21 protein-coding genes are annotated in these 24,440 nt (G+C 50.3%); 1 reads left to right on the top strand and 20 read right to left on the bottom strand.

What is annotated here, in order from left to right:
- Positions 1 to 22: 22 nt before the first annotated feature.
- From EV209_RS06820 to EV209_RS06910, 19 genes are all read right to left on the bottom strand, one after another.
- Complete coding sequence (locus EV209_RS06820) at positions 23 to 868, bottom strand: undecaprenyl-diphosphate phosphatase (RefSeq protein WP_130434424.1); 846 nt, start codon at positions 866 to 868, stop codon at positions 23 to 25.
- Positions 865 to 1,557: a uracil-DNA glycosylase gene (locus tag EV209_RS06825; RefSeq protein WP_130434426.1), complete on the bottom strand. Its 693-nt coding sequence runs from the start codon at positions 1,555 to 1,557 to the stop codon at positions 865 to 867. Before EV209_RS06825 ends, EV209_RS06820 begins: the two co-directional genes overlap by 4 nt.
- Positions 1,558 to 1,571: 14 nt before the next feature.
- The gene (gene hisF / locus EV209_RS06830; RefSeq protein WP_130434428.1) at positions 1,572 to 2,333 is read right to left on the bottom strand and encodes an imidazole glycerol phosphate synthase subunit HisF; all 762 of its coding nucleotides are present in this window, start codon (positions 2,331 to 2,333) and stop codon (positions 1,572 to 1,574) included.
- 2 nt (positions 2,334 to 2,335) lie between these two features.
- Positions 2,336 to 2,956, bottom strand: coding sequence for an imidazole glycerol phosphate synthase subunit HisH (hisH, locus tag EV209_RS06835; RefSeq protein ID WP_130434430.1), 621 nt, complete (start codon positions 2,954 to 2,956; stop codon positions 2,336 to 2,338).
- A complete protein-coding gene (locus EV209_RS06840) occupies positions 2,953 to 3,474 on the bottom strand; it encodes a hypothetical protein (protein ID WP_130434432.1) in 522 nt (173 codons plus the stop codon). The genes hisH and EV209_RS06840 overlap by 4 nt, the downstream gene beginning before the upstream one ends.
- 34 nt (positions 3,475 to 3,508) lie before the next feature.
- Complete coding sequence (radA, locus tag EV209_RS06845) at positions 3,509 to 4,873, bottom strand: DNA repair protein RadA (protein ID WP_130434434.1); 1,365 nt, start codon at positions 4,871 to 4,873, stop codon at positions 3,509 to 3,511.
- Positions 4,874 to 4,961: 88 nt separating this feature from the next.
- Positions 4,962 to 5,378, bottom strand: coding sequence for an endosialidase (locus tag EV209_RS06850; protein WP_130434436.1), 417 nt, complete (start codon positions 5,376 to 5,378; stop codon positions 4,962 to 4,964).
- Positions 5,379 to 5,453: 75 nt separating this feature from the next.
- Positions 5,454 to 7,937 carry an ATP-dependent Clp protease ATP-binding subunit gene (locus EV209_RS06855; protein WP_130434438.1) on the bottom strand — a complete coding sequence of 828 codons (2,484 nt, stop codon included), beginning with the start codon at positions 7,935 to 7,937 and terminating at the stop codon, positions 5,454 to 5,456.
- An 11-nt stretch (positions 7,938 to 7,948) separates the two neighbouring features.
- A complete protein-coding gene (locus EV209_RS06860) occupies positions 7,949 to 8,980 on the bottom strand; it encodes an ATP--guanido phosphotransferase (protein ID WP_130434440.1) in 1,032 nt (343 codons plus the stop codon).
- Entirely contained in the window at positions 8,964 to 9,527 is a 564-nt protein-coding gene (locus EV209_RS06865) for a UvrB/UvrC motif-containing protein (protein WP_130434442.1), read from the bottom strand. Before EV209_RS06865 ends, EV209_RS06860 begins: the two co-directional genes overlap by 17 nt.
- Before the next feature lie 155 nt (positions 9,528 to 9,682).
- Entirely contained in the window at positions 9,683 to 10,063 is a 381-nt protein-coding gene (locus tag EV209_RS06870) for a GntR family transcriptional regulator (RefSeq protein ID WP_130434444.1), read from the bottom strand.
- A gap of 482 nt (positions 10,064 to 10,545) precedes the next feature.
- Positions 10,546 to 11,418, bottom strand: a complete 873-nt coding sequence (locus tag EV209_RS06875) for a cadherin-like beta sandwich domain-containing protein (RefSeq protein ID WP_130434446.1) — start codon at positions 11,416 to 11,418, stop codon at positions 10,546 to 10,548.
- Between the two features lie 17 nt (positions 11,419 to 11,435).
- The gene (locus EV209_RS06880) at positions 11,436 to 13,325 is read right to left on the bottom strand and encodes a cadherin-like beta sandwich domain-containing protein (RefSeq protein ID WP_130434448.1); all 1,890 of its coding nucleotides are present in this window, start codon (positions 13,323 to 13,325) and stop codon (positions 11,436 to 11,438) included.
- A 5-nt stretch (positions 13,326 to 13,330) separates the two neighbouring features.
- Positions 13,331 to 15,193, bottom strand: a complete 1,863-nt coding sequence (locus tag EV209_RS06885) for a dockerin type I domain-containing protein (protein WP_165388847.1) — start codon at positions 15,191 to 15,193, stop codon at positions 13,331 to 13,333.
- A 323-nt stretch (positions 15,194 to 15,516) separates the two neighbouring features.
- A complete protein-coding gene (gpmI, locus tag EV209_RS06890; protein WP_130434452.1) occupies positions 15,517 to 17,052 on the bottom strand; it encodes a 2,3-bisphosphoglycerate-independent phosphoglycerate mutase in 1,536 nt (511 codons plus the stop codon).
- Between the two features lie 139 nt (positions 17,053 to 17,191).
- Positions 17,192 to 17,938, bottom strand: coding sequence for a triose-phosphate isomerase (tpiA, locus tag EV209_RS06895; RefSeq protein WP_130434454.1), 747 nt, complete (start codon positions 17,936 to 17,938; stop codon positions 17,192 to 17,194).
- A 22-nt stretch (positions 17,939 to 17,960) separates the two neighbouring features.
- Positions 17,961 to 19,175: a phosphoglycerate kinase gene (locus tag EV209_RS06900; RefSeq protein WP_130434456.1), complete on the bottom strand. Its 1,215-nt coding sequence runs from the start codon at positions 19,173 to 19,175 to the stop codon at positions 17,961 to 17,963.
- 207 nt (positions 19,176 to 19,382) lie between these two features.
- Positions 19,383 to 20,414, bottom strand: a complete 1,032-nt coding sequence (gene gap, locus EV209_RS06905; RefSeq protein ID WP_130434458.1) for a type I glyceraldehyde-3-phosphate dehydrogenase — start codon at positions 20,412 to 20,414, stop codon at positions 19,383 to 19,385.
- A gap of 163 nt (positions 20,415 to 20,577) precedes the next feature.
- A complete protein-coding gene (locus EV209_RS06910) occupies positions 20,578 to 22,254 on the bottom strand; it encodes a Na/Pi cotransporter family protein (protein ID WP_130434460.1) in 1,677 nt (558 codons plus the stop codon).
- A gap of 178 nt (positions 22,255 to 22,432) precedes the next feature.
- Between EV209_RS06910 and EV209_RS06915 the strand changes: the two genes are divergently transcribed.
- Positions 22,433 to 23,242, top strand: coding sequence for a histidinol-phosphatase HisJ family protein (locus EV209_RS06915; RefSeq protein WP_330520885.1), 810 nt, complete (start codon positions 22,433 to 22,435; stop codon positions 23,240 to 23,242).
- Positions 23,243 to 23,377: 135 nt separating this feature from the next.
- On the opposite strand, the gene arcC is transcribed toward EV209_RS06915, so the two are convergent.
- The gene (gene arcC, locus EV209_RS06920; RefSeq protein ID WP_130434462.1) at positions 23,378 to 24,307 is read right to left on the bottom strand and encodes a carbamate kinase; all 930 of its coding nucleotides are present in this window, start codon (positions 24,305 to 24,307) and stop codon (positions 23,378 to 23,380) included.
- Positions 24,308 to 24,440 lie beyond the last annotated feature (133 nt).

Below are 24,440 nucleotides of genomic sequence, written 5' to 3' on the forward strand. Positions count from 1 at the left end.
TCCTGAATTCAATTCACTGTTCTTATAAGAAAAGTCCGAAGCACACCAAAACCAGAATGCCCAAAGCAATACGGTAATAACCGAATACAGTAAAGTCATGCTTCTTAATATAACCCACCAGGAACTTGATGGCCAGCACAGAAACGGCATAGGCGATCACCATGGCCACCGCCATGACCAGCACCTGTTCTCCGGTAAAGCTGTTGCCTTTGAGCAGATACTTGACGACCTTCAGCCCGCTGGCCCCGAACATTACCGGAATCGCCAGGTAAAACGTATATTCCGCAGCAATATATCTGGAGCATCCGATCAGCATGGCGCCAAGAATCGTCACGCCGGAACGGGACGTGCCGGGCACCAGGGACAGGATCTGGATTAAACCAATGATCAGCGCGGTTTTATAGGTCATCTGAGAAAATCGCTGAATAGAGAATTCCCTGTTCCTGTTTCGGTATTCCAGAAGAATGAACAATACACCGTACAGGATCAGCATGACCGCAATCGTTACATGATCTCCAAAATGCGCTTCCATCCAGTCGTCAAATAACAGGCCGAACACTGCGGCAGGCAGGCATCCCACAATCACCTTTCCCCAAAGGCTGTACGTATTCTTTTTCTGCTGTACGGATTTGCTCTTCGCCCAGGGGTTCAGCTTGTTGAAATACAGGGTTACTACCGCCAGGATGGCGCCCAGCTGGATCACCACCATGAACATTTCGCTGAACTGCTCTGTAAATACTTTGGGGGCCTGGGTTGTAAACAGCTCGTCAAAAAGCAGCATATGGCCTGTGCTGCTGATAGGCAGCCATTCTGTAATCCCTTCGATAATGCCGATCAGTACGATTCTGATCCATTCCAATAAATTCATGCCTGATCCTCCTTGTGCAGATTTTCAATCTGCCAGTCAATTTCTTCCAGCCCGTTTTCTTTCAGAAAAGTATTTGCTTTGCTGAAAGGACGGCTCCCGAAAAATCCCCGGAACGCGGACAGCGGGCTGGGATGAGGCGCTTCCAGAATCAGATGCCTGGGATTGTTCAGCATGGCCTTTTTGCTCTGGGCGGGCTTTCCCCAGAGAATGAACACGATGGGCCGGTCCTGCTGATTTAAAATATGTATTGCAGCGTCTGTAAATTCCTCCCAGCCGATTCCCCGATGGGAAAAGGCCTGGTGGGCCCGCACCGTCAGCACCGTATTCAGCAGCAGCACGCCCTGCTCCGCCCATTTGACCAGATAACCGTTGTCAGGAATATAGCAGCCCAGATCGTCATGCAGCTCCTGATAGATGTTCACCAGGGACGGCGGAATCTCCACCTCCGGCTTCACAGAAAAGCAAAGCCCATGCGCCTGCCCTTCTCCGTGGTAGGGGTCCTGCCCCAGGATCACCACTTTGACCTTCGAAAGAGGGGTCAGGTGAAAGGCGGAGAAAATCTCTTCAGATGCAGGGTACACACGGTATGTCTCATATTCTTTTTTAATTGTCTGATATAATTTTGCGTAATATGGTTTATGGAATTCCGGAGCCAGAGGCTCCAGCCAGTCATTGGAAATCGCTCCCATCTCGTCCTCCTGTATTACAGCCGGACCGGGATGCCCCGTCCGGACAGATATTTTTTCAGCTCCATGATTTCCAGCTCTTTATAATGGAACAGAGAAGCTGCCAGGGCCGCGTCCGCCCCGCCCTCTGTCAGCGCGTCATAAAAATGTTCCTTTGTTCCTGCCCCTCCGGAAGCGATCAGAGGGATTTTCACCGCCTCCGCAATGGTCCTGTTCAGCTGATTATCATAGCCAGCCTTTGTTCCGTCCCCGTCCATGCTGGTCAAAAGAATTTCTCCTGCTCCCATTTTTTCCGCCAGAACGGCCCATTCCAGAGCGTCCAACCCCGTATCGATCCTTCCGCCGTTTTTAAACACGTTCCAGCCGCTGCCATCCGCCCGCTTCCTGGCGTCAATAGCCACCACCACGCACTGGCTTCCGAATTTATCCGCAGCCTCGCTGATCAGTTCCGGCCGGTCAATGGCGGAAGAATTGACAGAAATTTTATCTGCTCCTTCCCGGAGAATGGCGCGGAAATCTTCCACAGACCGGATTCCTCCTCCTACCGTAAAGGGAATAAATACTTTTTCCGCCACCCGCCGGACCATATCGATCATAATGGAACGAGCATCTGAGGAGGCGGTGATATCCAGAAATACCAGTTCATCCGCGCCGGATTCATCATAGGCCGCGGCGATCTCCACCGGATCTCCCGCGTCCCGCAGATCTACAAAGTTCACTCCCTTTACCACCCGCCCTCCGTGGACGTCCAGACAGGGAATAATTCGTTTTGTATGCATATTCAGCGCTCCTCCCTTGTTACAGCCAAAAAATTCTTCAATATCTGCAGCCCCACTCTGCTGCTTTTTTCCGGGTGGAACTGGCAGGCAAACAGGTTCCCCGCCTCCACTGAAGCGTGTATTCTGGTCCCGTATTCTGTCGCAGCCGCCACTATGCCTTCCTCTTCCGCCTTCAGATAATAGGAATGAACGAAATACACATAGGGCTGCTCTTCCAGCCCTGCGAACAGTCTGGCTTTAGGAGCCACTTCCAGGGAATTCCATCCGATATGCGGAATCTTCAGCCCTTTTCCTTCCGGCAGGCGCAGGATTTTGCCCTTCAGCAATCCAAGACCGGCTGAGCCGGGGCTCTCCTCGCTTTCTTCAAATAAAAGCTGCTGGCCCAGGCAAATTCCCAGAAAAGGGATTCCGGATTCCACGGCCTGGCGGATCGGCTCCTCCAGCCCATATTGCCGGATCTTTTCCATGGCGTCTCCAAACGATCCCACCCCCGGCAGAATGACATGGTCTGCGGACAGGATTTTTTCCGGGTCCCTTGTGATTTCCGCCTGTTCTCCCACCGCTTCCAGGGCTTTCTCCACGCTGCGCAGGTTGCCTGCATCATAGTCAATAATTGCTGTCATTTGTTTTCCTCCATGCCGCAGAGCTCTAAAATAAAATCCACGCTGTTTTCTTTCACCGCCAGGCTCCTCCCGGACAGTTCCGCCGCCGTCTGAGGAAACTTCTCATTTACCCGTACCAGACAGGCCTTCTGATTGAGAAAACACACTTTTTCAAAAGGCCAGCGCATCAGAGCCGGATTCAGAAAGCCTTCTCCCAGCTCCAGTATCATCAGGCTCCTGTTCAGCGTCATGGAAAGCCACTTCTGATAAGCTTCCCAGCTTTTCCCTTCTCCGTCCCGGGCAGGAGCGGCCAGATGGTCGGAAGGAATTCCGCAGGATTCGGCCGCAGGATTTTGCTGGGAAGTTAAGATATAATAATCTTTTCCTTCCAGCAGGACGGACAGCCCCTGGTATGCCCTGCGCACCTTATCCGGAACATCCCCGTCAGAGCCGCATTTCCACTCCCCGCCGACGCCTATCAGCACTTTTTGTGCATCAGCAATTTTTTCTTTCAGTCCTGTCAATTCTTTTATATCCATTCTCGTCTCCCGTGTCTTTCGCTCTCCCGCAGAATCACCCAATCAGCGCAGCGGCTTCCCGTATATTCTTTACCCCTTCGCAGCGGATTCCGGCCGGGATCTGCAGCCCCTCCATGCCGGAGGCGGGCAGGATACATCTTGTAAAACCCAGCTTTGCCGCCTCATTCACCCGCTGCTGCACCATGCTCACAGAACGCACTTCTCCGGAAAGCCCCACCTCCCCGAAGATCATCGTTCCTTCGTTCACAGGCTGTTCCCGCATGCTGGAGACCACCGCTGTCACAATCGCCAGATCCAAAGCAGGTTCATTCAGGCGCAGGCCTCCTGTCACATTCACATAAGCGTCGCATTCCGACAGATGCAGTCCCAGCCTTTTTTCCAGCACAGCCAGAAGCAGATTAAATCTGTTGTAATCTGTTCCGGCGGCGGTGCGCCTGGGCATGCCAAAATTCGTTTTGCAGACCAGCGCCTGAACCTCTAACAGCAGCGGCCTTGTTCCTTCCATCGCACAGGCCACCACGGAGCCGGAAGCGCCCTCCGGCCTTCCTTCCAGCATATAGGCAGAAGGATTTTCCACCTGCTCCAGCCCCTGCTCCAGCATCTCGAAAACCCCGATTTCGTTTGTAGAGCCAAAACGGTTCTTCACCGCCCGAAGGATACGGTACATTGCGGAACGCTCCCCTTCAAAGTACAGCACCGTATCCACCATATGTTCCAGAACCCTGGGCCCCGCCACCATGCCCTCTTTTGTCACATGGCCCACCAGGAATATGGTGACACCGCTGCCTTTTGCAATCTGCATCAGCATGCCGGTGCATTCCCGGACCTGGCTGACGCTGCCGGGCGCGGCTGAAATATCTTCCCGGAACATGGTCTGAATAGAATCAATCACTGCCACCTCCGGCTTCCACCGCTCAATGGCCTCCTGAACCGCGTCCAGGCTGGTCTCGCACAAAAGAGCGAGTTCCCCGCCCTCTACCCCCAGGCGCCCGGCCCTCATTTTGATCTGTTTCAGGGACTCCTCCCCTGATATATAGAGCACTTTCCGGTTGGCAGCCAGATTCCTGCAGGTCTGCAAAAGAAGGGTGGATTTTCCGATTCCAGGATCGCCGCCTACCAGCACCAGAGAACCGTGCACCAGCCCTCCGCCAAGCACCCGGTCAAGCTCTGTCATCCCGGTGCTCATCCTGGCTTCCTGCTCCATGGAAATTTCTTTCAGATACTGTATTTCGGAAGGCTTTTTTCTGGCCGCTGTCTTTCCGGGTGCCTGCCCTTTCGGCGCGGCCGGTTCCTCCACCATGGTGTTCCAGGCCCGGCATGCCGGGCACTGGCCCATCCATTTTGCCGATTCATAACCGCATTCTTTACAAAAAAATGCGGTGGTTTTCGCCTTTGCCATATTTTCTCCTCCACAAACCGACAAAGGGGGTGCCGCACCGTTCTGTCCTTCCAGTGCGCGGCATCCCCGTCGCTGCATAGCCTTACGGTTATGCTAATTTATGAATTTCCACCTGAGAAGCGTTGCCTGGTTCCAGTTCCACGCTGACCACCAGCTTGCCTCCCATGTTCGTCTCCATGTTGCCGGCATTGACGCCGTCCACCGTTACACGGTATACCGCGTCTTCTTCCAGTTCCACGGTTATCTGCGCATCTTCCGCGCCTTCTACCTCAAACTGCATCCCCTCTCCGGTCGCGGAAAAGTGCGTCACAGCTGTCCCCGGCACGGACTCGTATACAAACATCCCGTTTCGCTCCAGTTTGGTAATTTCCCTGCAGGTTTTCACCTTGTAGAGATCCCCCTCATGTTCGTAGTTGTCTGCCTTTGCCTTGGCAGGCAGCTCGTAATTTCCAAAGCTGATGCTGCCGTCTTCCTCTGTGCGAATCAATTCTGTTACAACCGCCATCGGTCAAATCCTCCTGCTTTTTCTTTTGCCTTACCGCCTGAATCCTGCTCAAAAACGCATGATCCTCTTGAAGCATTATATAACACTTTCAGCAATTTTACCAGTCTTTTTCTGCTGCTTCACGGAAAAAACAAGTTTTCCTCCCCGCATGCCGGCTTTCACGGTATCCCCTTCTTTGATCTTTCCGTCCAGCACCTGTTCCGCCATGGAGTCCTCCAGGCAGCTCTGAATGGTCCTGCGCAGGGGCCTCGCTCCATATTTTGGATCATATCCTTTTTCGATGAGATAATCCTGGACAGCCTCCGAAACCTCCAGCCCGATATTCATCTGAGCTCTGGTGCGCCTGTCAATTCCTCTCAGCATAATTTCCACGATCTGACGGATATGCGTCTTCTCCAGAGCATGGAACACAATGATCTCGTCTATTCTGTTCAGAAACTCAGGTTTAAAAGAGCGCTTCACTTCTTCCATCACGCTGTTTTTCATATATTTATATTTTTCGTCTTCCGTTTCCTGAGACCCAAAGCCCAGTTTTTTAGGCGTAATGATATTCTCCGCCCCGCAGTTTGAAGTCATGATCAGCACTGTATTTTTGAAATCAATCCTGCGGCCCTGGGAATCTGTGATCTGGCCGTCGTCCAGCACCTGAAGAAGGATGTTGAACACATCGGGATGGGCCTTTTCCACTTCATCAAACAAAATGACTGAATATGGATTTCTGCGCACCTTCTCACTGAGCTGGCCGCCTTCTTCGTAGCCCACGTATCCCGGAGGAGAACCGATGAGTTTGCTCACGCTGTGTTTTTCCATATATTCGGACATGTCCACACGGATCATCGCGTTCTCCGTGCCGAACATTGCCTCCGCCAGCGCTTTGGACAGCTCTGTCTTTCCAACGCCTGTGGGGCCCAGGAATAAGAAAGAACCAATAGGGCGCTTGGGATCTTTTAAGCCCACCCGTCCCCGGCGGATCGCCTTAGCAACTGCGGTAACGGCTTCTTCCTGGCCTACCACCCGCTGATGCAGAATGGTTTCCAAACGTTTCAGGCGTTCCGCCTCTCCCTCTTCCAGGGTGCGCACCGGAATTTTAGTCCAGGAAGAGACGATGTCAGCGATTTCTTCTTCTCCCACCACCGGGCAGGAGGAATTCTTCTCTTCTTCCCATCTGGTGTTGATTTCTTCAATTTTCTCCCGTTTTTCCTGCTGAAGCTTTTTAATCTCTCCCGCCTTTTCGTAAGCTTCCGCTTTGATGGCCTCCACCTTTTCCGCATTCAGCTGCTCGATTTCTCCTTCCAGCTCCTGAATCTCTTTCGGAGCCACCAGCACCTTCAGGCGCACTTTAGAAGAAGCCTCGTCAATCAGGTCAATGGCCTTATCCGGCAGGAACCTGTCATTGATATACCGGGAGGATAATTTCACAGCGGCTTCCAGGGCCTGGTCTGTGATTTTCACTTTATGATGGGCTTCATAAGCCCCGCGCAGCCCCTTCAGGATCGCCACTGTTTCCTCCTGGGAAGGCTCTTCCACCATTACCGGCTGGAATCTCCGTTCCAGAGCTGCGTCTTTTTCTATATGCTTTCTATATTCGTCTATGGTTGTGGCCCCGATAATCTGAATCTCCCCTCTGGACAGGGAAGGCTTCAGGATATTGGACGCATCCATGGCCCCTTCTGCTCCGCCCGCGCCGATGATGGTATGAATCTCATCAATGAACAGCAGCACATTTCCGTCGGAACGCACTTCATTGATTACATTTTTGATCCGTTCCTCAAACTCGCCCCGGTACTTGGAGCCGGCCACCATGCCGGACAAATCCAGCGTAACCACCCGTTTCCCCCTGATGGTATCCGGCACGTTTCCTGTGATGATCTGACTGGCAAGCCCTTCCGCAATGGCAGTCTTGCCCACCCCTGGTTCTCCGATCAGGCAGGGGTTATTCTTGGTCCTCCGGCTTAGAATCTGAACTACCCGGGCAATCTCCTGGGTCCGTCCGATCACGGGGTCCAGCCTTCCTTCTTTAGCGTATTCTGTCAGATCTCTTCCGAACTGGTCCAGCGTAGGCGTGGTGCTTCCGGAAGATTTTCCTTTCCCTCCGGGGGCTTCCTCCCGGTAAGAAGACGGTTCCTGGCCGGAGGCTATATAAAGATCCGCATAAAGCCGGCGGATATTCACTCCCATGGTATTCAGAAGCTTGGTCGCCGCGCACTCAGGGTCCTTCAGCATGGCGATCAGGATATGCTCTGTCCCAATGAGCACGGATTTCATCCGTACCGCCTCCCGATAGCTGTTCTCCAGCGCCATCTTGGCCCGGGGGGTATATCCTCCCGGTTCCAGTACGCTGACGCTTTCCTGCCCGGCGTCCACCAGATTCTGTATCAGCTCAATCAGCCGCTCTTCTTCCACGCCGTGGTTTTCCAGTTCCCTGGCCGCCACGCCCTCTCCCTCTTCCAGGAGGCCCAGCAGCAGATGTTCTGTCCCTACATAGCTCAGCCCCAGTTCCTTGGCTGTTTCAACGGCACATCCAATTGCCTGTTTTGCACTTTTGGTAAACCGGTCCATTTTTTCCTCCTTTATAATTCAGGCAGATTTTCCCGCAGATATTCCGCGCGCGCCTGATCTAACTCAATCCCCTTCAGGGGCTTTTGATAATGAATCTGTAAATTGTAAGGCTGCACATCCATCATCAGTTTATACAGCCTGTTAAAATCCTCCATGGGCACCAGCTTTTCACAGGCCCCCAGGCGCAGTACAGACAGCGCCTGCATGGCGTCTTTCAGAGTCAATATTCTGGCATATTTCAAACTGCCGTAAGCTTTATAAATTGCATCCTGCCTCTCCAGATGATGATTCTGCGCGGCATGCCTGCGCAGCTTTTTTTCCTGAAAAGCGATTTGGCCTCCCAGCTTGGTGAGCACGGCAGCAATATCATCTTCTGACTGCCCCAGGGTTTTCTGATTATAGGCCACATAAAGATCCCCCAGATTCTCTCCGTCCTCTGTGTATGCGTCTTTCAGAGCCACGCCAAATCTTCCCACTTCCCCTGCCAGAGTCTGCATCCGTCCCGTAGCCGCCAGCATCGGAAGATGCAGGATCAGGTATGCTCTCATCCCGGTTCCCAGATTAGAGGGGTAGGTAGTCATATACCCAAACCGCTGGTCAAATCCATAGGCAAACCGCTCATTAATAAAATCATCTATCCGGTCAGCCCTGCTCCAGGCTCCTTCCAGATTCAAACCGCTGGAGGATACCTGCAGGCGGATATGATCGTCTGCATTGAATACCAGGCTTACTGATTCATCTTCTGAAAGCATCAGCCCCACCGCGCCGTCTTTCTGTGCGGCAGAACGGTTGATTACATGGCGCTCCCGCAGAGCTTCCTTCTGGTTCTGGTCAAATTTCTGAAAAGAAGCGTTGTGAAAGGAAAGGCCTGTTACAGTAGAAATCCCCTGCAGCTGGCTATGCAGCTGATCAGTGAGCTTCTTCTTTTCCTCTTCCGGCAGCTTCACCGGAAATAAATAATCCTTCAGGTTACGCAGCAGCCGCACGCGGCTGGCCACTACAGTTTCCTGACTTCTTCCCTCTGTCTCATACCATTTCTGCATCCTGGCCGTTTCCTTTCTTCAGCGCCCGTATTTCATCCCGATATCTGGCCGCGTCTTCATAGTTTTCTGTATTCAGAGCTTCCTGAAGTTTGGATTTCAGAATCCTCAGCCGCTCCGCCGGGTCCGTCTCCCCCGACTCGTTTCCGGTAACAAAATCTCTGCCCGGATTCTCCTGGCATCTGGGATGTTTCCCCACATGCGCGTCGTTTCCCTGTAATTTTTTAATATTGTTCTGCATCAGCACCCCAAAGGTATTGTAGCAGTCCGCGCATCCAAACTGGCTGCCACGCACAAATTCTCCGTAGCTGGTTCCGCAAGTCGGACAGACCACCTGTTCCATGGCTTCCTCCGTCTGCCCCTCAGCTGATCCTGTCAAACCCAAAATACCGCTCAGAAGCTTTCCAAAGGGAAATTCCGACTCAAACAGCTGACCCAGTTCCAGCTCGGAAGCGCACTGGCTGCAGAGCTTATGCTCTGTCTTTATGCCGCCGGCCACTTCTGTCAGCACAATCGTAGCCTCTCTCTTCCCACATCTTTCACATAGCATGATTTATCCTCCATCCAACCTATTCCTGTTCCTGCATAGGCAACTGCGTTCCCTATGCAACTCCCTCCGTGGGATGCGCACTGCGCGCTAAGGAAATATGGCCGCGAAAGCGACCGCGCTTCGGCGCGAGAGTCCGGCGAGCCGGACTCTTTATTTTAGCTCCCGCACCCCAAAAAACTCTGATAAAGCTGGTCGATGAGCTGGTGAATTTCTTCACAGGAAATATTTTTGCAGATTGATTTTGCAATTAAAACCTGCAGCTCCTCCTGCAGCTCCCGGATGGCCTCATATTTATCAGCATTCAGGCTGATAAATGCCCCCCGTCTCCTGTCCACCTGGACAAAGCCTTCCTGCCGCAGCACAGAATAGGCCTTATTTACTGTATGCATGTTGATCCCGATATTTTCTGCCAACTGCCGCACAGAAGGCAGGGAATCCCCTTCCTTAATCTGCTCCGTAGCAATTCCTACAATGATCTGATTTCGCAGCTGCAAATATATCGCTTCATCACTGTTAAAATCAATTTTTACAATCATAGCTTATCACCCGCCTGTATTTTTTGTAATTCCCTGTTATACACATTCTATCACAGAAGCTCAGTTTTTCAATACAAATACGTTGATTTCATTTTTTTTTAATAACTGTTCCACAATTTTCCGTAAACCAGTTTCTCCCCAAAGTGTTTTTTTAAAAAAGAATCCCGCTCACGGGATTCTCCGCCTGCGGCGTGTCGCTTTAACGAAGTAATTCCTTACGCCGCAGTGCGATTCCCCGGAGGGTTTTGTTTCATAGGGAACGCAGTTTCCTATGCAAAAATAAAGAGTCCGCACGCCGGACTCGCGCGCCGGAGCGCAGCCGCTTCAGCGGCCGTATTTCCTTTGCGCGCAGTGCGCATCCCCCGGAGGGCTTTGTTTCATAGGGAACGCAGTTTCCTATGAAATGACAATAAAACAGCAGCCCCTGACTTCCTGTCCGGGCGCCGCTGTTTTATCCTCCTGTCTATTCTGTGTTTTATCCTCTACAAATCCATAAAATCAAAATCATCGTCCTGTTCAGAATTCTTCTGTTCAGCCGAAGGATAGTCCTCTTCCTTTGGCAGGTCTGCTAAATCCTCAAATTCTTCCTCAAATTCTTCTTCAAACTCCAGATCATCCGGCAGCTTCGGCTGTTTTCGGGCTGCGATTCTGGCCTCAAGCCGGTCTTTCCGTTCCTGATCTTCCTGCTTTTCCTCTTCCTGTTTCCGGGCCTTTTTAACGCCCCCGCGAAACAGCAGCACAATAACCGTAATCAGCAGAATCACGGCGAGAACAAGAATTCCAAGCACCAGGGCAACCAGACGGCTGCCTGTTACAAACGACCAGAATGTATTCAACCAGCCTCCTCCTTCTTTCTCCGGCGGCGCCATGGCGGAAGTATTCGCCGCAATCTCTGTGGTAGCAGCAGTATTTATCTCAGTCTCCGTACCGGCCGGAACAGCTTCCCCTCTGACCACCATTACCGTGTATTCCGCAGCATCTCCGTCTTCAGATACCAGCCGGATGGAAATTCTGTTCTCACCCATCTGCAGGTTATCATTCCCGCTGACAGTATAAGTAATTCCCTCCTGGGCGGTTGCCTTTACCAGGACTTTCTCCGTATCCTCCGGAACCACAATTCCATAGAAGTAGATTTCAGGATCAAATTCCACTGAAACCGGCTCCAGAACCAGGCTTTCCAGTCTGAGGGCAGGTTTTGTCTCCGGCTCTCTGCTGCCGGTTTCTGTTTCCTGTACAGCACTGCCTGACTGCGAAGGAAGATCCGGCTCTGCAAATCCATCCCAGGGCTTCCATAGCAGGCTCAGAAGCAGAACCGCCGCTCCGGCGGCAATCAGTTTCCCTATCTTATTTTTCATGGTATCTTTCGCCTTTCTCAAACATCCATGAATTCAAAATCATCACCGGAAGCTGATTTTTTATCAGATTCAGGCGCAGGCTGTTCTCCCAAGTCAATATTGCTGCTCAAAGCCCGGGACAATGATTCCAAATCAATTTCTTCTGTATCACCAAAAGCCGCGTCCCGTTTTACGGAAGGCTGGGCCGCATATCTTTTTTCCTGGGAAATATCAGACGGTCTCCCTGATCCTGTTCCTTCATCAGCAGACTGGCCGTCAGAAGCCATATCTGATAAAATGCCCTCTTCCTCTCCCGCATAATCGTCCTGAATCCCCTCGTCCTGAGCGTATTCATCATCATAATATTCATCGCTGTAGCCGTCATCATAATCATCGTACGGGCCGTCGTCATATCCGCCGTCAGGGCCGTTCCCGCCTTTGTGCTTGTTATACAGCACTACCAGACAGATAATCGCCGCCAGCAGGAGGACAATTAAAATAATCAAAAAAATGTAAACTTTAATGCTCTTGGAATGTTCCTGATTGTACTGGGCTTCCATGGACTCATATGCTTCTTTCGGCACACCGCCGTCATCTCCGGAAACACTGTCAGGCACATAAGGGAAAAAGCTGGTGCTGTCCTGGTCAAAACGGTAAAGCCCCGATTTCCCGTCCAATGTGGTCACATATACCAAAAGTGAACCATTTTGGTTTTTCCAGGCAGTTACCTGTTTTCCTCCAACTGTGATCTGAGTTTCAGCAAATCCGGAAGGCACTTTTACCGAATCCGGTTTCGCATCCCAGATAAAGGTCTGTATGGCAGTGGTCAATGAAACGTAAGGAGTGAACTGCTTCGTCTGCTCGTTATACACATAAAAATCTCCGGCGCCGCTCTCATCCATCACAAACATCAGGATCACGCCGCCGGATGACTGCCCGATCTTTACCTGTTTATCGTGATACGCATAAAAAGTCTCGCTGAAACCGTCCGGCAGCGGCTGGTTAAAATTCTCCGCTACTGTATAGACCTTTCCATTCTTTTCAAAAGCCACCAGCCCTTTCGGCTCTTCTGTCGTGGATTCGCCTTCTGAGGATGTCCCGGACTGTGTTACTGATTCAGTTTCAGAGGTGGATTCTTCCTGAGAAGTTGCTTCCGTGGAGTCCGGCTCCGCTGTGGTTCCCTCGGTGGGAGCTTCTGTGGGAGGGGAAGGGTTGTTTACAGTAATCGTATATGTACTCTTATTTTGTTTGTCCTCCGAAAGAACAACTATCTGTATTGTATTTTGCCCTTCATGCATTGACGCATTTCCAGAAATAGTATAAGATGCTCCCTGAGGTATCTTAGGCGTAACTGATAGAGACGTCTGAAAATTTGGCAAATTAACATTGTATGAGTAGACATTTGGCGAAAAAGCTGGAGCCAAAGATCCGACTCCAATATCCAATCCAGTTAACAAACTATCAGAAGATAAAGGAGGTTGCGTAGGAGTGGCACTTATTCTTACGGAACAAGATGGTCCTCCGTCAATCTCCATATTAGTATAATCTGGTAAAGTAAAATCGCCTCCCACAAAGGAAAAAGTCACTTCACCTTCTTGCTTTGCAATAAAATGTATGTCCCAATACTGCTTATTTGTTACGAAATAAACGACATTTCCTTCTAAACTATCACTGTTTACAGAATCTCCCAATGAAGTTTCTTTATAATCTAATAGCCCTATATTCCCAACCTGCAAATTTCCATTCCAGAGAGTGGTAGAATCAGCTAATGATACTCTTATAACAATCTCTTGACCTACCGTAACTGATGTTGAAGATGGAGAAACGCTAACTGTTCCAGCCGCATATGCATCCTTTTCTCCCAGAAAAATTGTAAAAAGGAAGCATATTACAAACGCACTAAGTAATAGTAAATTTTTTTTCTTCATTATTTCTATTCTCCCTGTGGAATAACTACATTGTGCAATATATGTTGCTGAACATAGTACATATCTGCTGCAGTAATTCTCTGATCACGATTAACATCCGTTGCTACAAAATATACTTCTTCTTGCATCTGTATATGCAATACATGTCTCTGTACAAGCCCTAAGTCTGCAGCAGTTATTTTACCATCACCATTCACATCACCATACACTACAACCTGATATTTAGCTACTGACTCACCACTACTATTCATTATTACTATTTGGTTGCCTGTTCCAATACGCCCGGTATTTATACTTCCATCGGCCTTATGAATCTCCGCATTACAATTTTTCAATGTCATTCCATCCAGGAAACTCTGCGCCATGGTTCCTGGCTCAATCCCATGTAAATACCCTGTCTGCCCACTGATTACTGCATAATCAGGCAACTTAAATTCAGGCTTTGGCACTGGTTCAGGATCACTTCCCCGTCTGGCAATCAGCAGCGTATACGTTCTCTTCGTCCCATTCCCCGCAGTAACCGTCACAGGCACTTCATTCTGTCCATGCTTCAGGCTGATTGTACCCGTCCCGCTGATCGAAGCGTGGGCCGCGTCATAAGCCCTGGCGCTGACCGTCACCTCGCTCACATTCTCGTCCACAATTATGCTGTACGTCAAGGTATCTGTATTAAATGTGGGCGTTAGAGAATATCCGTTTACAGACAGATCCGCCAGTTTGTAGTTAGGACTGCCGTCCCTTGTAGGCATGGGACAGGGGGCTGACGGCATATTCAGATAGACAGGTATCCGGAACACCAGTTTGATATCGTCCATCCCCTCATAAGAGGCTGACTGAGCGATTCCCAGAGAATTGGCGCCGCGAATATGAGTAAAGTACTGATGATAAAACAGCCCATACCCTCCGTCATAAACCACGTTGAATTTTTCAAAATAATTGGTATCCTGTCCATATCTGGTATAGTCAGCGTATTTATAAGCGCCGCCCAGAATCGAATCATACTGGTTGGTCCAGGGAATCCTCATATTCTGGCGCAGCTGCGCATTTGTAATAGTATCCCCTCTTGCATAGATCAGGCCGTTTTCAATGGCCCCCAAACCGTTTGCATTATATGCGCCATGGTTAAAATAATTATAAAGACCGGCGTAACTGCCTTTAATTCCCACAAAATTCCCGGAAATACTTCCCGAATTTCCGTTAACCCCCTGCTCCAAACGAATTTTCGTTCCAATCGCATATGGACTCAGGCCGGCATATTCAGCCGCATCCATAATTGCTTCCACATAGGTATATGTATTGCCCGCGGAATCTGAAACCAGCTTATTCGAGCTGGCCATAAAAGTATTGCGCAGCGCGCGCTGCAGCCCCTCTTCATTTTGGCTCTCAGGATGATAGGCGTTGGAAAGGAACTGGAAAATTTCTTTCTCACCAAACTGGTTCCTGGGGTCTGCGTAGTACTCTACCAGCTCTCTGGAAGCTCTCACCCAGCCGGTCCCGTCATACACGGTCCACTGGCTGGTCTCCCAGTTGTAAGCGCCGTCCGCCAAAGATTTCCAGGAGGATACGGCCTGCTTGTCACTGTTGCTGATCAGGCTCTTTGTACCCATATCTTCATTATCAATAAATGTCTTCCAGTCAATTCCGGTCACCACTGACTGAAACACCCAGTTGGGATGCTTCTGATGCAGCTGATCCAGCGGTTTCAGATAATCCTCCGGAAACCCCTGCGCCCGCAGGGACTGCCGGTAGGCTTCATCCGGCGTATAATTATCTGCTTTCAGCGACAGCCCGGTCAGGCAGCCCGTCAATGCTACCGTCAGCGCAAGGGTCAGTGCCTTCCAGCGGTTCCGTCTCCTATTGTGTCTCATAACCCACTCCTGCCTCTGATGTAATCCCCGTCCAAATCCCATGAACGGCCACTTTATAACCCTTACATTATCCCATAATTGCTAATTGAAGTCAACCCTGATGGAAATATTTCACATTTATTGAACAAACCATCAGAACTTTCTTTTGCAAATAAAATTCAAAACCGCCGCAATTCACCTCCGCGAAACAGTTTTATTTCATAGGAACCTTTCCCGTGAAATGAAAGAACCGGCCTACCAATCGTCAGATTTTTCATCTGACTTTTGGAGGTCGGTTCACCCTCATTCATTCGTCAAGATCTATTACAGGCAAAGCCGGCAGCTTATTTCACCAGCAGGGACTTTCCTGTCATTTCCCGGGGCTGCTCCATCCCCATCAATTCGATCAGCGTCGGAGCGATGTCCGCCAGGCATCCGCCTTCCCGCAGACGGTAAGCAGGGTCTGCATTGATCAGGATAAAAGGCACCGGATTGGTGGTATGGGCGGTAAAAGGCGCGCCTGTTTCCGCATCCACCAACTGCTCCGCGTTTCCGTGATCTGCGCAGAGGAACATCTGGCCATCCACTTCTTTCAGCGCCTCTACAGTCCTGCCTACGCAGGCGTCCACTGCCTCCACAGCAGCCTCGGCAGCTTCCAGTACTCCGGTATGGCCTACCATATCAGGATTCGCGAAGTTGATAATAATCACATCATATTTATCAGATTTAATCGCCTCTACCAGCTTATCGCAGACTTCATAGGCGCTCATTTCAGGCTTCATATCATAAGTCGCAACCTTTGGAGACTTCACAAGGATACGGTCTTCTCCGTCATTAGGAACCTCCACACCGCCATTGAAGAAGAACGTAACATGGGCATATTTTTCAGTTTCAGCGATTCTGGCCTGTTTCAGGCCATTTGCCGCCAGAAACTCGCCAAAAGTATTCGTAATGGAAACCTTTTTGAAGGCCACTGTTTTATTCGGGATCGTTGGATCATAATCGGTGAAGCAGACAAAAGTCAAGTTCAGACGGTTTCTCTCGAATCCTTTAAAATCATCGTCGCAGAAAGCTCTGGTGATCTGTCTTGCCCGATCCGGACGGAAATTAAAGAATATCACGGAATCGCCGTCCTGAATGGTGCCGATTGCCTTGCCATTTTCCATCACAACGGTGGGCGCCACAAATTCATCTGTCTTCCCGTCATCATAAGAAGCCTGGATCGCATCCACGCCGCTGGCGGCAGTATTCCCCTCGCCTTTTGTCAGCGCGTCATAAGCCTTCCTGGTGCGGTCAAAATTATTATCCCTGTCCATAGCGTAATAGCGGCCTGCCACAGAAGCGATACGGCCCGTGCCGATTCTGTCCATTTCAGCCTGCAGCTGCTCCGCGTATTCTTTTGCGGAAGAAGGCGGCGTATCGCGGCCATCCAGGAAGCAGTGTACAAACACTTTTTCCAAACCGTTCTTTTTTGCCAGCTCCAGCAGCGCGTACAGATGCGTGTTATGGCTGTGGACGCCGCCGTCGGAAAGCAGCCCCATCAGATGCAGCGCAGCGCCGTTTTTCTTACAATTCTCCACCGCTGCCAGCAGTTCCTCATTTGTGAAAAAATCCCCGTCCTGAATGGATTTCGTGATTCTTGTCAGTTCCTGATACACAATGCGTCCGGCGCCCATATTCAGGTGGCCCACTTCGGAATTGCCCATCTGGCCCTCCGGCAGGCCCACAGCCATTCCGCTGGCATTTCCTTCCACAAAAGGATATTCCCTCATCAGCTGATCCATAACCGGCGTCTTGGCCAGAGCCACTGCGTTTCCGTCTTTTCTGGAATTCAGCCCGTATCCGTCTAAAATCATCAATACTGTAGGTTTTTTACTCATGCTTCCTCCTGATTTCTGAAAAAAGGAGCGCGCGGCGCACGCTCCCCCTCTCTTTATTCACTGTTGAACCGCAAACCTCTGCCATGCGGCAAACTGCGGCTGATCAATCAGATTCTCACAATCCGAATTACTGAAACTCTCAATGCCAGTTTACAATCTTACCGAAATCGGGCTTCAGAGAAGCGCCGCCCACCAGGCCTCCGTCGATATCCGGCTGGGAGAACAGCTCGGGAGCGCTGGAGGCGCTCACGCTGCCGCCGTACTGGATACGGATCGCTTCGGCAGTGGCTTCATCGTAAATTTCACCGATGCAGCAGCGGATGGCCGCGCATACTTCCTGGGCCTGCTCTGTGGTAGCAACCTTGCCTGTGCCGATCGCCCAGATAGGCTCGTAAGCGATCACAGCTGTTTTTGCCTGATCAGCAGTCACGTTCAGGAACGCGATTTTGATCTGCTGGCGAATCCAGTCAATGGTAATACCCTGCTCCCGCTGTTTCAGGGATTCTCCGCAGCAGATAATCGGAATCATGTTGTGCTCAAAGGCTTTCAGCACTTTTTTATTTACTGTCTCATCTGTTTCAGCAAAATACTCTCTTCTCTCGGAATGACCGATGATCACATATTTTACGCCTGCATCCACCAGCATGTTGGGGGAAATCTCGCCGGTATAAGCGCCCTTCTCCTCAAAATACATATTTTCCGCGCCGATTTCAATATTGCTGCCTTTTGCAGCCTCCACAGCGGGAATAATATCAATAGCGGGCACGCAGAACACCACGTCCGCATCCTCGCAAGCCACCAGGGGCTTTAATTCATTTACCAGCGCAACTGCTTCGGAAGGGGTCATATTCATCTTCCAGTTGCCTGCGATAATCTTCTTACGCATTTTTCAGTTCTCCTGACTTCTATTATTTGTTATCTGCTGCCGCAACGCCGGGAAGCTCTTTGCCTTCCAGGAACTCCAGAGAAGCGCCGCCGCCGGTGGAGATATGGGTCATTTTGTCAGCAAAGCCCAGTCTCTTTACAGCATTTACGGAGTCTCCGCCGCCGATCACTGTGGTGGCGTCTGTCAGCTCTGCCACTGCGCGGCATACTTCCAGAGTGCCCTCTGCGAAGTTTTCAAATTCAAACACGCCCATAGGCCCGTTCCACACTACTGTCTTCGCGCCTTCCAGAGCCTTCTTATAATTTTCAATAGTCTTAGGCCCAATATCAAATCCGGACCAGCCGGCTTCAATAGTATCTACAACCTTTCTCTCCGTATCATTGGAAAACTCTCTGCCTACCACATGGTCAACAGGAAGCAGCAGGTTTACGCCCTTTGCCTTTGCTTTCTCCACCATTTCCAGCGCATAGTCCAGTTTATCAGCTTCCAGAAGGGAATTTCCCACTTCCTGGCCCTGAGCTTTCAGGAAAGTATAGGCCATTCCGCCGCCGATGATCAGAGTATCCACTTTTTCCAGCAGGTTGTTGATCACATTGATCTTATCAGATACTTTCGCGCCCCCCAGAATCGCCACAAAAGGACGAACCGGGTTCTCCACTGCCTCGCCCAGGAATTTAATTTCCTTTTCCATCAGGTAACCCACAACATTTTCCTTTGTGTACTTGGTTACGCCAACATTGGAGCAGTGCGCTCTGTGAGCGGTTCCGAATGCGTCGTTTACAAAAATATCGTTATCGCACAGCGCAGCCAGTTCTTTCGCATAAGCATCGGCATTTTCATCCTTGCCGTATTTTGTCTCTTCCACTCTGTAACGGGTGTTCTGAAGCAGCAGAACTTCTCCGCCCTCAAGAGATGCTGCGGCTGCCTGTGTTTCAGGGCCTGTCACCTTGGGATCATTGACAAATTTCACCTCTGCGCCCAAACGCTCTTTCAGCGCAGCAGCAACCGGCTCCAGAGACAGCTCAGGAAGGGGTTCTCCCTTGGGCTTGCCCAGATGAGAACAAAGGATCACCTTTGCGCCCTGGTCCAGCAGCTTCTTAATCGTAGGAACCGCTCCGTCGATGCGGTTGTAATTCTGAATCACTCCATCCTTCAGCGGCACGTTGAAATCGCAGCGCACAAGAACCTTTCTTCCTTTTAAATCTTTCAGATCTTCTACAGTTTTCTTATTCAGCATGTAAATATGCTCCTTTCTAAAATAAATTTAGAGTCCGGCCCGCCGAAGCGCGGTCGCTTTAGCGGCCATATTTCCTTAGCGCGTAGTGCGCATCCCCCCGGAGGGTTTTGTTGCATAGTTTCCTGTGCAGCAATGTAACGGGCCCGGTCCAAGGACCGGACCCGTTGTGAGTCTTGAATCAATTCTATTTCATTTTCACCGGGAAAATTATGCCAGCTCAGCGAAATACTTGATGGTGCGAACCATCTGGCTGGTATAGGAGTTCTCGTTGTCATACCAGGAAACCACCTGTACTTCGTACAGACCGTTGCCCAGGTCGATTACCATTGTCTGAGTGGAATCAAACAGAGAACCAAATCTCATGCCGATCACGTCGGAAGATACGATCTGATCTTCGTTGTAGCCAAAGGACTCGGAAGCTGCTGCCTTCATTGCAGCGTTGATGCCGTCAACAGTAACATTCTCACCCTTAACAACAGCAGTCAGAATTGTTGTGGAACCGGTGGGAACCGGAACACGCTGTGCAGAACCGATCAGCTTGCCGTTCAGCTCGGGGATAACCAGGCCGATTGCCTTCGCCGCGCCGGTGGAGTTGGGAACGATGTTAGCTGCGCCGGCACGCGCTCTTCTCAGGTCACCCTTTCTGTGAGGGCCGTCCAGAATCATCTGGTCGCCTGTATAAGCATGAATGGTGCTCATGATACCGGACTGGATGGGAGCATAGTCGTTCAGAGCCTTAGCCATGGGAGCCAGGCAGTTGGTGGTGCAGGAAGCAGCGGAGATGATCTGATCATCTGCTGTCAGAATATCTTCGTTCACGCTGAACACGATGGTCTTCAGATCATTGCCTGCAGGTGCGGAAATAACAACCTTCTTAGCGCCGGCATTCACATGGGCCATAGCCTTGTCTTTCTTTGTATAGAAGCCGGTGCACTCCAGAACAACGTCTACGCCAAGTTCACCCCAAGGCAGATTGTTTGCATCGGGCTCTTTATAAATTGTAATGGTCTTTCCGTCAACGATAATGCAGCCTTCGCCAGCTTCTACGGTGTGCTTTCCTTCACCCATATAACCGCAGTATCCGCCCTGAGCGGTATCATACTTCAGCAGGTTTGCCAGCATTACCGGATCTGTCAGATCGTTGATTGCTACTACATCATATCCTTCAGCGCCAAACATCTGTCTGAAAGCCAGACGGCCGATACGGCCAAAACCATTGATTGCTACTTTTACAGCCATTTCAATTCCTCCTAATTGTGAATGATTAGAGTTCTTATAATATAACCGCCGACAGCGGCTATTGACTTATGGAAAATGGTTTGTTAAACTTTCATCAACCTATCTTATTCTAACCGCTTTGCAGAAAAAAGGCAAGTCCTTTTTCCACGATTTTTTAAAATTTTCACATTTCGTCTTTTACATAGCCCGCGATATTGTCGGCATGGTCGGATATGCGCTCCAGATTGCTGATGATATCCAGGAAAATCACCCCTGAGGACGCGCTGCACTCATTATTTGACAGCCTTGCGATATGCTTTTCACGCAGCTCTTCTTCCAGATCGTCCACCATATCCTCCAGCTTCACCACATGCCGCACAGACTCCTTGCTCCCTGTTTTTCTGGCATCAATGGCATACTGAAAAGAGGCCAGCACTTTTTCGCTGATTTCTTTCAGATCCGAGATTCCGGTCTCAGAAAATACGATATTATTATTATGAAGATACTCCGCCATTTCAGCTATATTTTCTGTATGATCCCCCACCCGTTCTATGTCGCTGACAATATAAAATAAGTGGTTAATGATCTGGTGCTGTTTTTCTGTCAGGGACAGATTGTTAATCTGAACCAGATATTCTGTGAGCAATTTCTCCAGGCTGTTGATGGTCTTTTCATTTTCATAAACCTTGGAATATTCGTCAGGCATTTCGTCAAACACACTCCGCACCGCCAGAGTGGCGTTTTCCAAAGTGATCTCTCCCATGTGCACCACTTCATTCAGAACATTCTCCACCGCAACGCCGGGGGTCTCCAGGAAACGCTTGTCCAGATGGCGCACCACTTCTTCCACTGCGTTTTCCTGAGCCAATTCCTTATCCTTTTTGCCCGCAGGCACAACTTTCCCCGAAAGAGCCACCAGAGCCTTGGCAAAGGGAAACAGCAGGGCTGTGCAGACGATATTAAACACAGTGTGAAAAATCGAAATCCCCACGCTGTCAATGGAACCGCTTCCCAGAGCCGGCCGGAACTGGAAGAACAGAAACATTCCCGCTCCAAAAAGCACTGCGCCGATCACATTAAAAGACAGGTGGATCACTGCCGCCCGTTTTGCGTTCCTGGGCGCTCCCAGGCTGGACAGCATGGCCGTACAGCAGGAACCGATATTCGAGCCCAGACTGATATAAACCGCCGAGGCGGCCGTCACCACCCCTCCTGAAGCCGCCAGCATCTGCAGGATTCCCACAGATGCGGAAGAACTCTGCATAATCGCGGTCACCGCAGCTCCGATCAGAATTCCCAGCACAGGGTTGCTTCCGAACATCTCAAAGGCATTCTTAAATATCGGAAGGTCTGTATAGCTCCCGGCCGCGTCTTTCATGAAATCCAGGCCGATAAACAACAAGCCCAGACCAACCAGGATTTCTCCCGCCAGTTTAGACGATGGTTTTTTAATAAACATAATCATAATTGCGCCGATTCCCAAAAGCAGCGGCGCATATAAAGAAGGTGAAAACAGCATCATGCTGTCCCCCAGCTGCCCCAGTGAAACGATCCAGGATGTAATACAGGTTCCGATGTTCGCGCCCATGATCACGCCCACCGCCTGCGTCAGCGTCATCAGCCCCGCGTTTACAAAGCCTACCACCATCACAGTTGTGGCGCCGCTGCTCTGAATGATTGCCGTGATCAGAGCCCCCATCAGCACAGCCATCAGCCGGTTATTCGTCAGCATTTCAAGCAGCTGGCGCATCTTATTTCCTGCACTTTTCTGGATACCATCCGACATGGTGTGCATGCCGTACAGGAACATCCCCAGGCCTCCACAGAACATGAATAAATTCTTTAGGTCTGTTACGTTCATGATGATATTTTCCTCCCAAATTATCTTCTTGTAAAAAACCTTTCGAATTCATTCTATCACATCTTCCTGATTTTTCAAATGGATTCTGAAGAATATTGCATTTTTTGATTTCATCCATTATACTAAAAGCCAGCGGCCAAACAAAAAAGCCGGTGAATAATCACATGGAGGACATATCATGATTCTGGCAGATACGCACACCCACACTGCTTTTTCCACAGACAGCACCTCTTCTCCCAGGAGCCAGATCCGGCAGGCAATCCGCCTGGGGCTTCAGGATTTTTATATTACAGACCATTACGACATGGATTTTCCGGGGGAAGAGCCTTCTTTTGTTTTTGATATACCGGAATATTTCCGGACTCTGGAAGCTTTGAAGGAAGAATACCGCGGCCAGATCTGCCTTCATATCGGGATAGAGCTGGGCCTGCAGCCTCACCTTGGAAAACGGCCGGAAGAGCTGACTGCCTCCTGGCCTTTTGAATTTGTGATCGGTTCCACTCATGTGGTGGATCAGATGGACCCCTATTTTCCGGTTTACTGGGATGGAAAAACGGAACAGCAGGGCCTGCACCGGTATTTTGAGGATATGCTTGAAAACATCAGATCATTTGACTGTTTTGATTCCTGCGGCCATCTGGACTATATTGTCCGTTATCTGCCCTCCGGAAGAAAAGTGAATCTATTCGCTGAATTTGGAGATATAATTGATGAAATTCTCCGCACCCTGATTGACAGGGATATCGCCCTGGAATGCAATACCGCAGGCTTTAAATACGGTCTCGGACATCCCAATCCCCATGAAGATGTGCTCATCCGCTACCGGGAGCTGGGCGGAGAGCTGCTGACCATCGGTTCGGACGGACATGCGCCTGAACATCTGGCCTATGATTTTTCTCTGCTCCCGGAGCTGCTGAAGAAACTGGGATACAGATATTATACTATTTATAAAGACCGCAGACCCGTTTTCCTCAATTTAAACGAATAGTGGAAAAAAGAATCCCGCTCGCGGGATTATCCGCCTGCGGCGTGTCGCTTTAGCGATGTGATTCCTTACGCCGCTGTGCTGTAGCATATCACAACGGCGCTTTCTGCAATACAATTAAATTTTTATCCGGCACGCTCAGGATATGATGGTGCCGGCCTTTTCTTTCAGCCCGGCAAGGGCCTTGTCCAGAGAAGTGATTATGGCCCTTCTGTCCTTGCCCGAGCTGACGAATTCCACTGCTGCCTGCATCTTGGGCAGCGTGGAAATTGCGTCAAAATACCCTTCTTCGATCAATTCTTCGGCTTTCACTGTTGTCAGCTTGCCCAGCTTCTGTTCCTGAGACGTCCCCGGTTTCACAGTCATCTGTTCCGTTCCCGTCAAAAACAGAAGGTCGTCCGCATCCAGCATCTGGGCCAGCCGCGCTGCGCCCAGGTCTTTTTCAATAATCGCACTGGCGCCTCTTAGCCTGGTACCCTGCTGCATCACAGGAATTCCGCCGCCCCCGCAGGCGATCACTACCTGGTCCGCATCCGCCAGCGTCCGGATCGAATCAATCTCGTAAATATCAATGGGCTGGGGAGCCGCTACAATACGGCGGTATCCGCCGTCAACTTCTGTCACATAATTGCCCTTTTCCACTTCTGCGTCCGCCTCTTCTTTCGTCAGAATGCGTCCGATTTCTTTGGTGGGATGGTTAAACGCCTTGTCAAAAGGATCTACCCGGACCTGCGTGATGATCGTGCAGACCGGTTTATAAATTCCCCGGTCCAAAAGCTCGGTCCGCAGAGCGTTCTGCAGGTCGTATCCGATATATCCCTGGCTCAGCGCGCCGCAGACAGCTACCGGCGCTGCGGTAAATTCCTGGTTGTTTTTAGAAAATTCGTTCATAGCTGCATGAATCATACCAATCTGCAGCCCATTGCTGTGGGTGACCACCACCTGGTACCTGGCTTCCACCAGATCGGCAATGGCCCGGGCCGCCCTCTGAACCGCTTCTTTCTGCTGCGGCAAAGTAGACCCAAAAGCCACCCGCCCCAATCCGACTACTACACGCCTTTTATTCATAGGAAAACTCTCCTCTTTTCTGAAGTTTGGAAATATTATATCAGATTCCATGCTGAAATCCAACCATTTCCTGAAATTCTTTCTAATTTCTCTTTGCCACCCTGCCAAAATATGCTATGATTGGTGCATCATT

Origin of the sequence: Cuneatibacter caecimuris, from assembly GCF_004216775.1 — a bacterium.
GTDB classification, from domain to species: domain Bacteria; phylum Bacillota; class Clostridia; order Lachnospirales; family Lachnospiraceae; genus Cuneatibacter; species Cuneatibacter caecimuris.

What these genes read in the sequence shown, in the direction of transcription:
- arcC (WP_130434462.1), bottom strand. Translation starts at nt 24,307, where the DNA reads ATGAATAAAAGGCGTGTAGTAGTCGGATTGGGGCGGGTGGCTTTTGGG.
- hisH (WP_130434430.1), bottom strand. Translation starts at nt 2,956, where the DNA reads ATGACAGCAATTATTGACTATGATGCAGGCAACCTGCGCAGCGTGGAG.
- EV209_RS06860 (WP_130434440.1), bottom strand. Translation starts at nt 8,980, where the DNA reads ATGCAGAAATGGTATGAGACAGAGGGAAGAAGTCAGGAAACTGTAGTG.
- EV209_RS06855 (WP_130434438.1), bottom strand. Translation starts at nt 7,937, where the DNA reads ATGGACCGGTTTACCAAAAGTGCAAAACAGGCAATTGGATGTGCCGTT.
- EV209_RS06910 (WP_130434460.1), bottom strand. Translation starts at nt 22,254, where the DNA reads ATGAACGTAACAGACCTAAAGAATTTATTCATGTTCTGTGGAGGCCTG.
- EV209_RS06875 (WP_130434446.1), bottom strand. Translation starts at nt 11,418, where the DNA reads ATGAAAAATAAGATAGGGAAACTGATTGCCGCCGGAGCGGCGGTTCTG.
- EV209_RS06850 (WP_130434436.1), bottom strand. Translation starts at nt 5,378, where the DNA reads ATGGCGGTTGTAACAGAATTGATTCGCACAGAGGAAGACGGCAGCATC.
- tpiA (WP_130434454.1), bottom strand. Translation starts at nt 17,938, where the DNA reads ATGCGTAAGAAGATTATCGCAGGCAACTGGAAGATGAATATGACCCCT.
- EV209_RS06825 (WP_130434426.1), bottom strand. Translation starts at nt 1,557, where the DNA reads ATGGGAGCGATTTCCAATGACTGGCTGGAGCCTCTGGCTCCGGAATTC.
- hisF (WP_130434428.1), bottom strand. Translation starts at nt 2,333, where the DNA reads ATGCATACAAAACGAATTATTCCCTGTCTGGACGTCCACGGAGGGCGG.
- gpmI (WP_130434452.1), bottom strand. Translation starts at nt 17,052, where the DNA reads ATGAGTAAAAAACCTACAGTATTGATGATTTTAGACGGATACGGGCTG.
- radA (WP_130434434.1), bottom strand. Translation starts at nt 4,873, where the DNA reads ATGGCAAAGGCGAAAACCACCGCATTTTTTTGTAAAGAATGCGGTTAT.
- EV209_RS06865 (WP_130434442.1), bottom strand. Translation starts at nt 9,527, where the DNA reads ATGCTATGTGAAAGATGTGGGAAGAGAGAGGCTACGATTGTGCTGACA.
- EV209_RS06915 (WP_330520885.1), top strand. Translation starts at nt 22,433, where the DNA reads ATGATTCTGGCAGATACGCACACCCACACTGCTTTTTCCACAGACAGC.
- gap (WP_130434458.1), bottom strand. Translation starts at nt 20,414, where the DNA reads ATGGCTGTAAAAGTAGCAATCAATGGTTTTGGCCGTATCGGCCGTCTG.
- EV209_RS06870 (WP_130434444.1), bottom strand. Translation starts at nt 10,063, where the DNA reads ATGATTGTAAAAATTGATTTTAACAGTGATGAAGCGATATATTTGCAG.
- EV209_RS06900 (WP_130434456.1), bottom strand. Translation starts at nt 19,175, where the DNA reads ATGCTGAATAAGAAAACTGTAGAAGATCTGAAAGATTTAAAAGGAAGA.
- EV209_RS06885 (WP_165388847.1), bottom strand. Translation starts at nt 15,193, where the DNA reads ATGAGACACAATAGGAGACGGAACCGCTGGAAGGCACTGACCCTTGCG.
- EV209_RS06820 (WP_130434424.1), bottom strand. Translation starts at nt 868, where the DNA reads ATGAATTTATTGGAATGGATCAGAATCGTACTGATCGGCATTATCGAA.
- EV209_RS06880 (WP_130434448.1), bottom strand. Translation starts at nt 13,325, where the DNA reads ATGAAGAAAAAAAATTTACTATTACTTAGTGCGTTTGTAATATGCTTC.
- EV209_RS06840 (WP_130434432.1), bottom strand. Translation starts at nt 3,474, where the DNA reads ATGGATATAAAAGAATTGACAGGACTGAAAGAAAAAATTGCTGATGCA.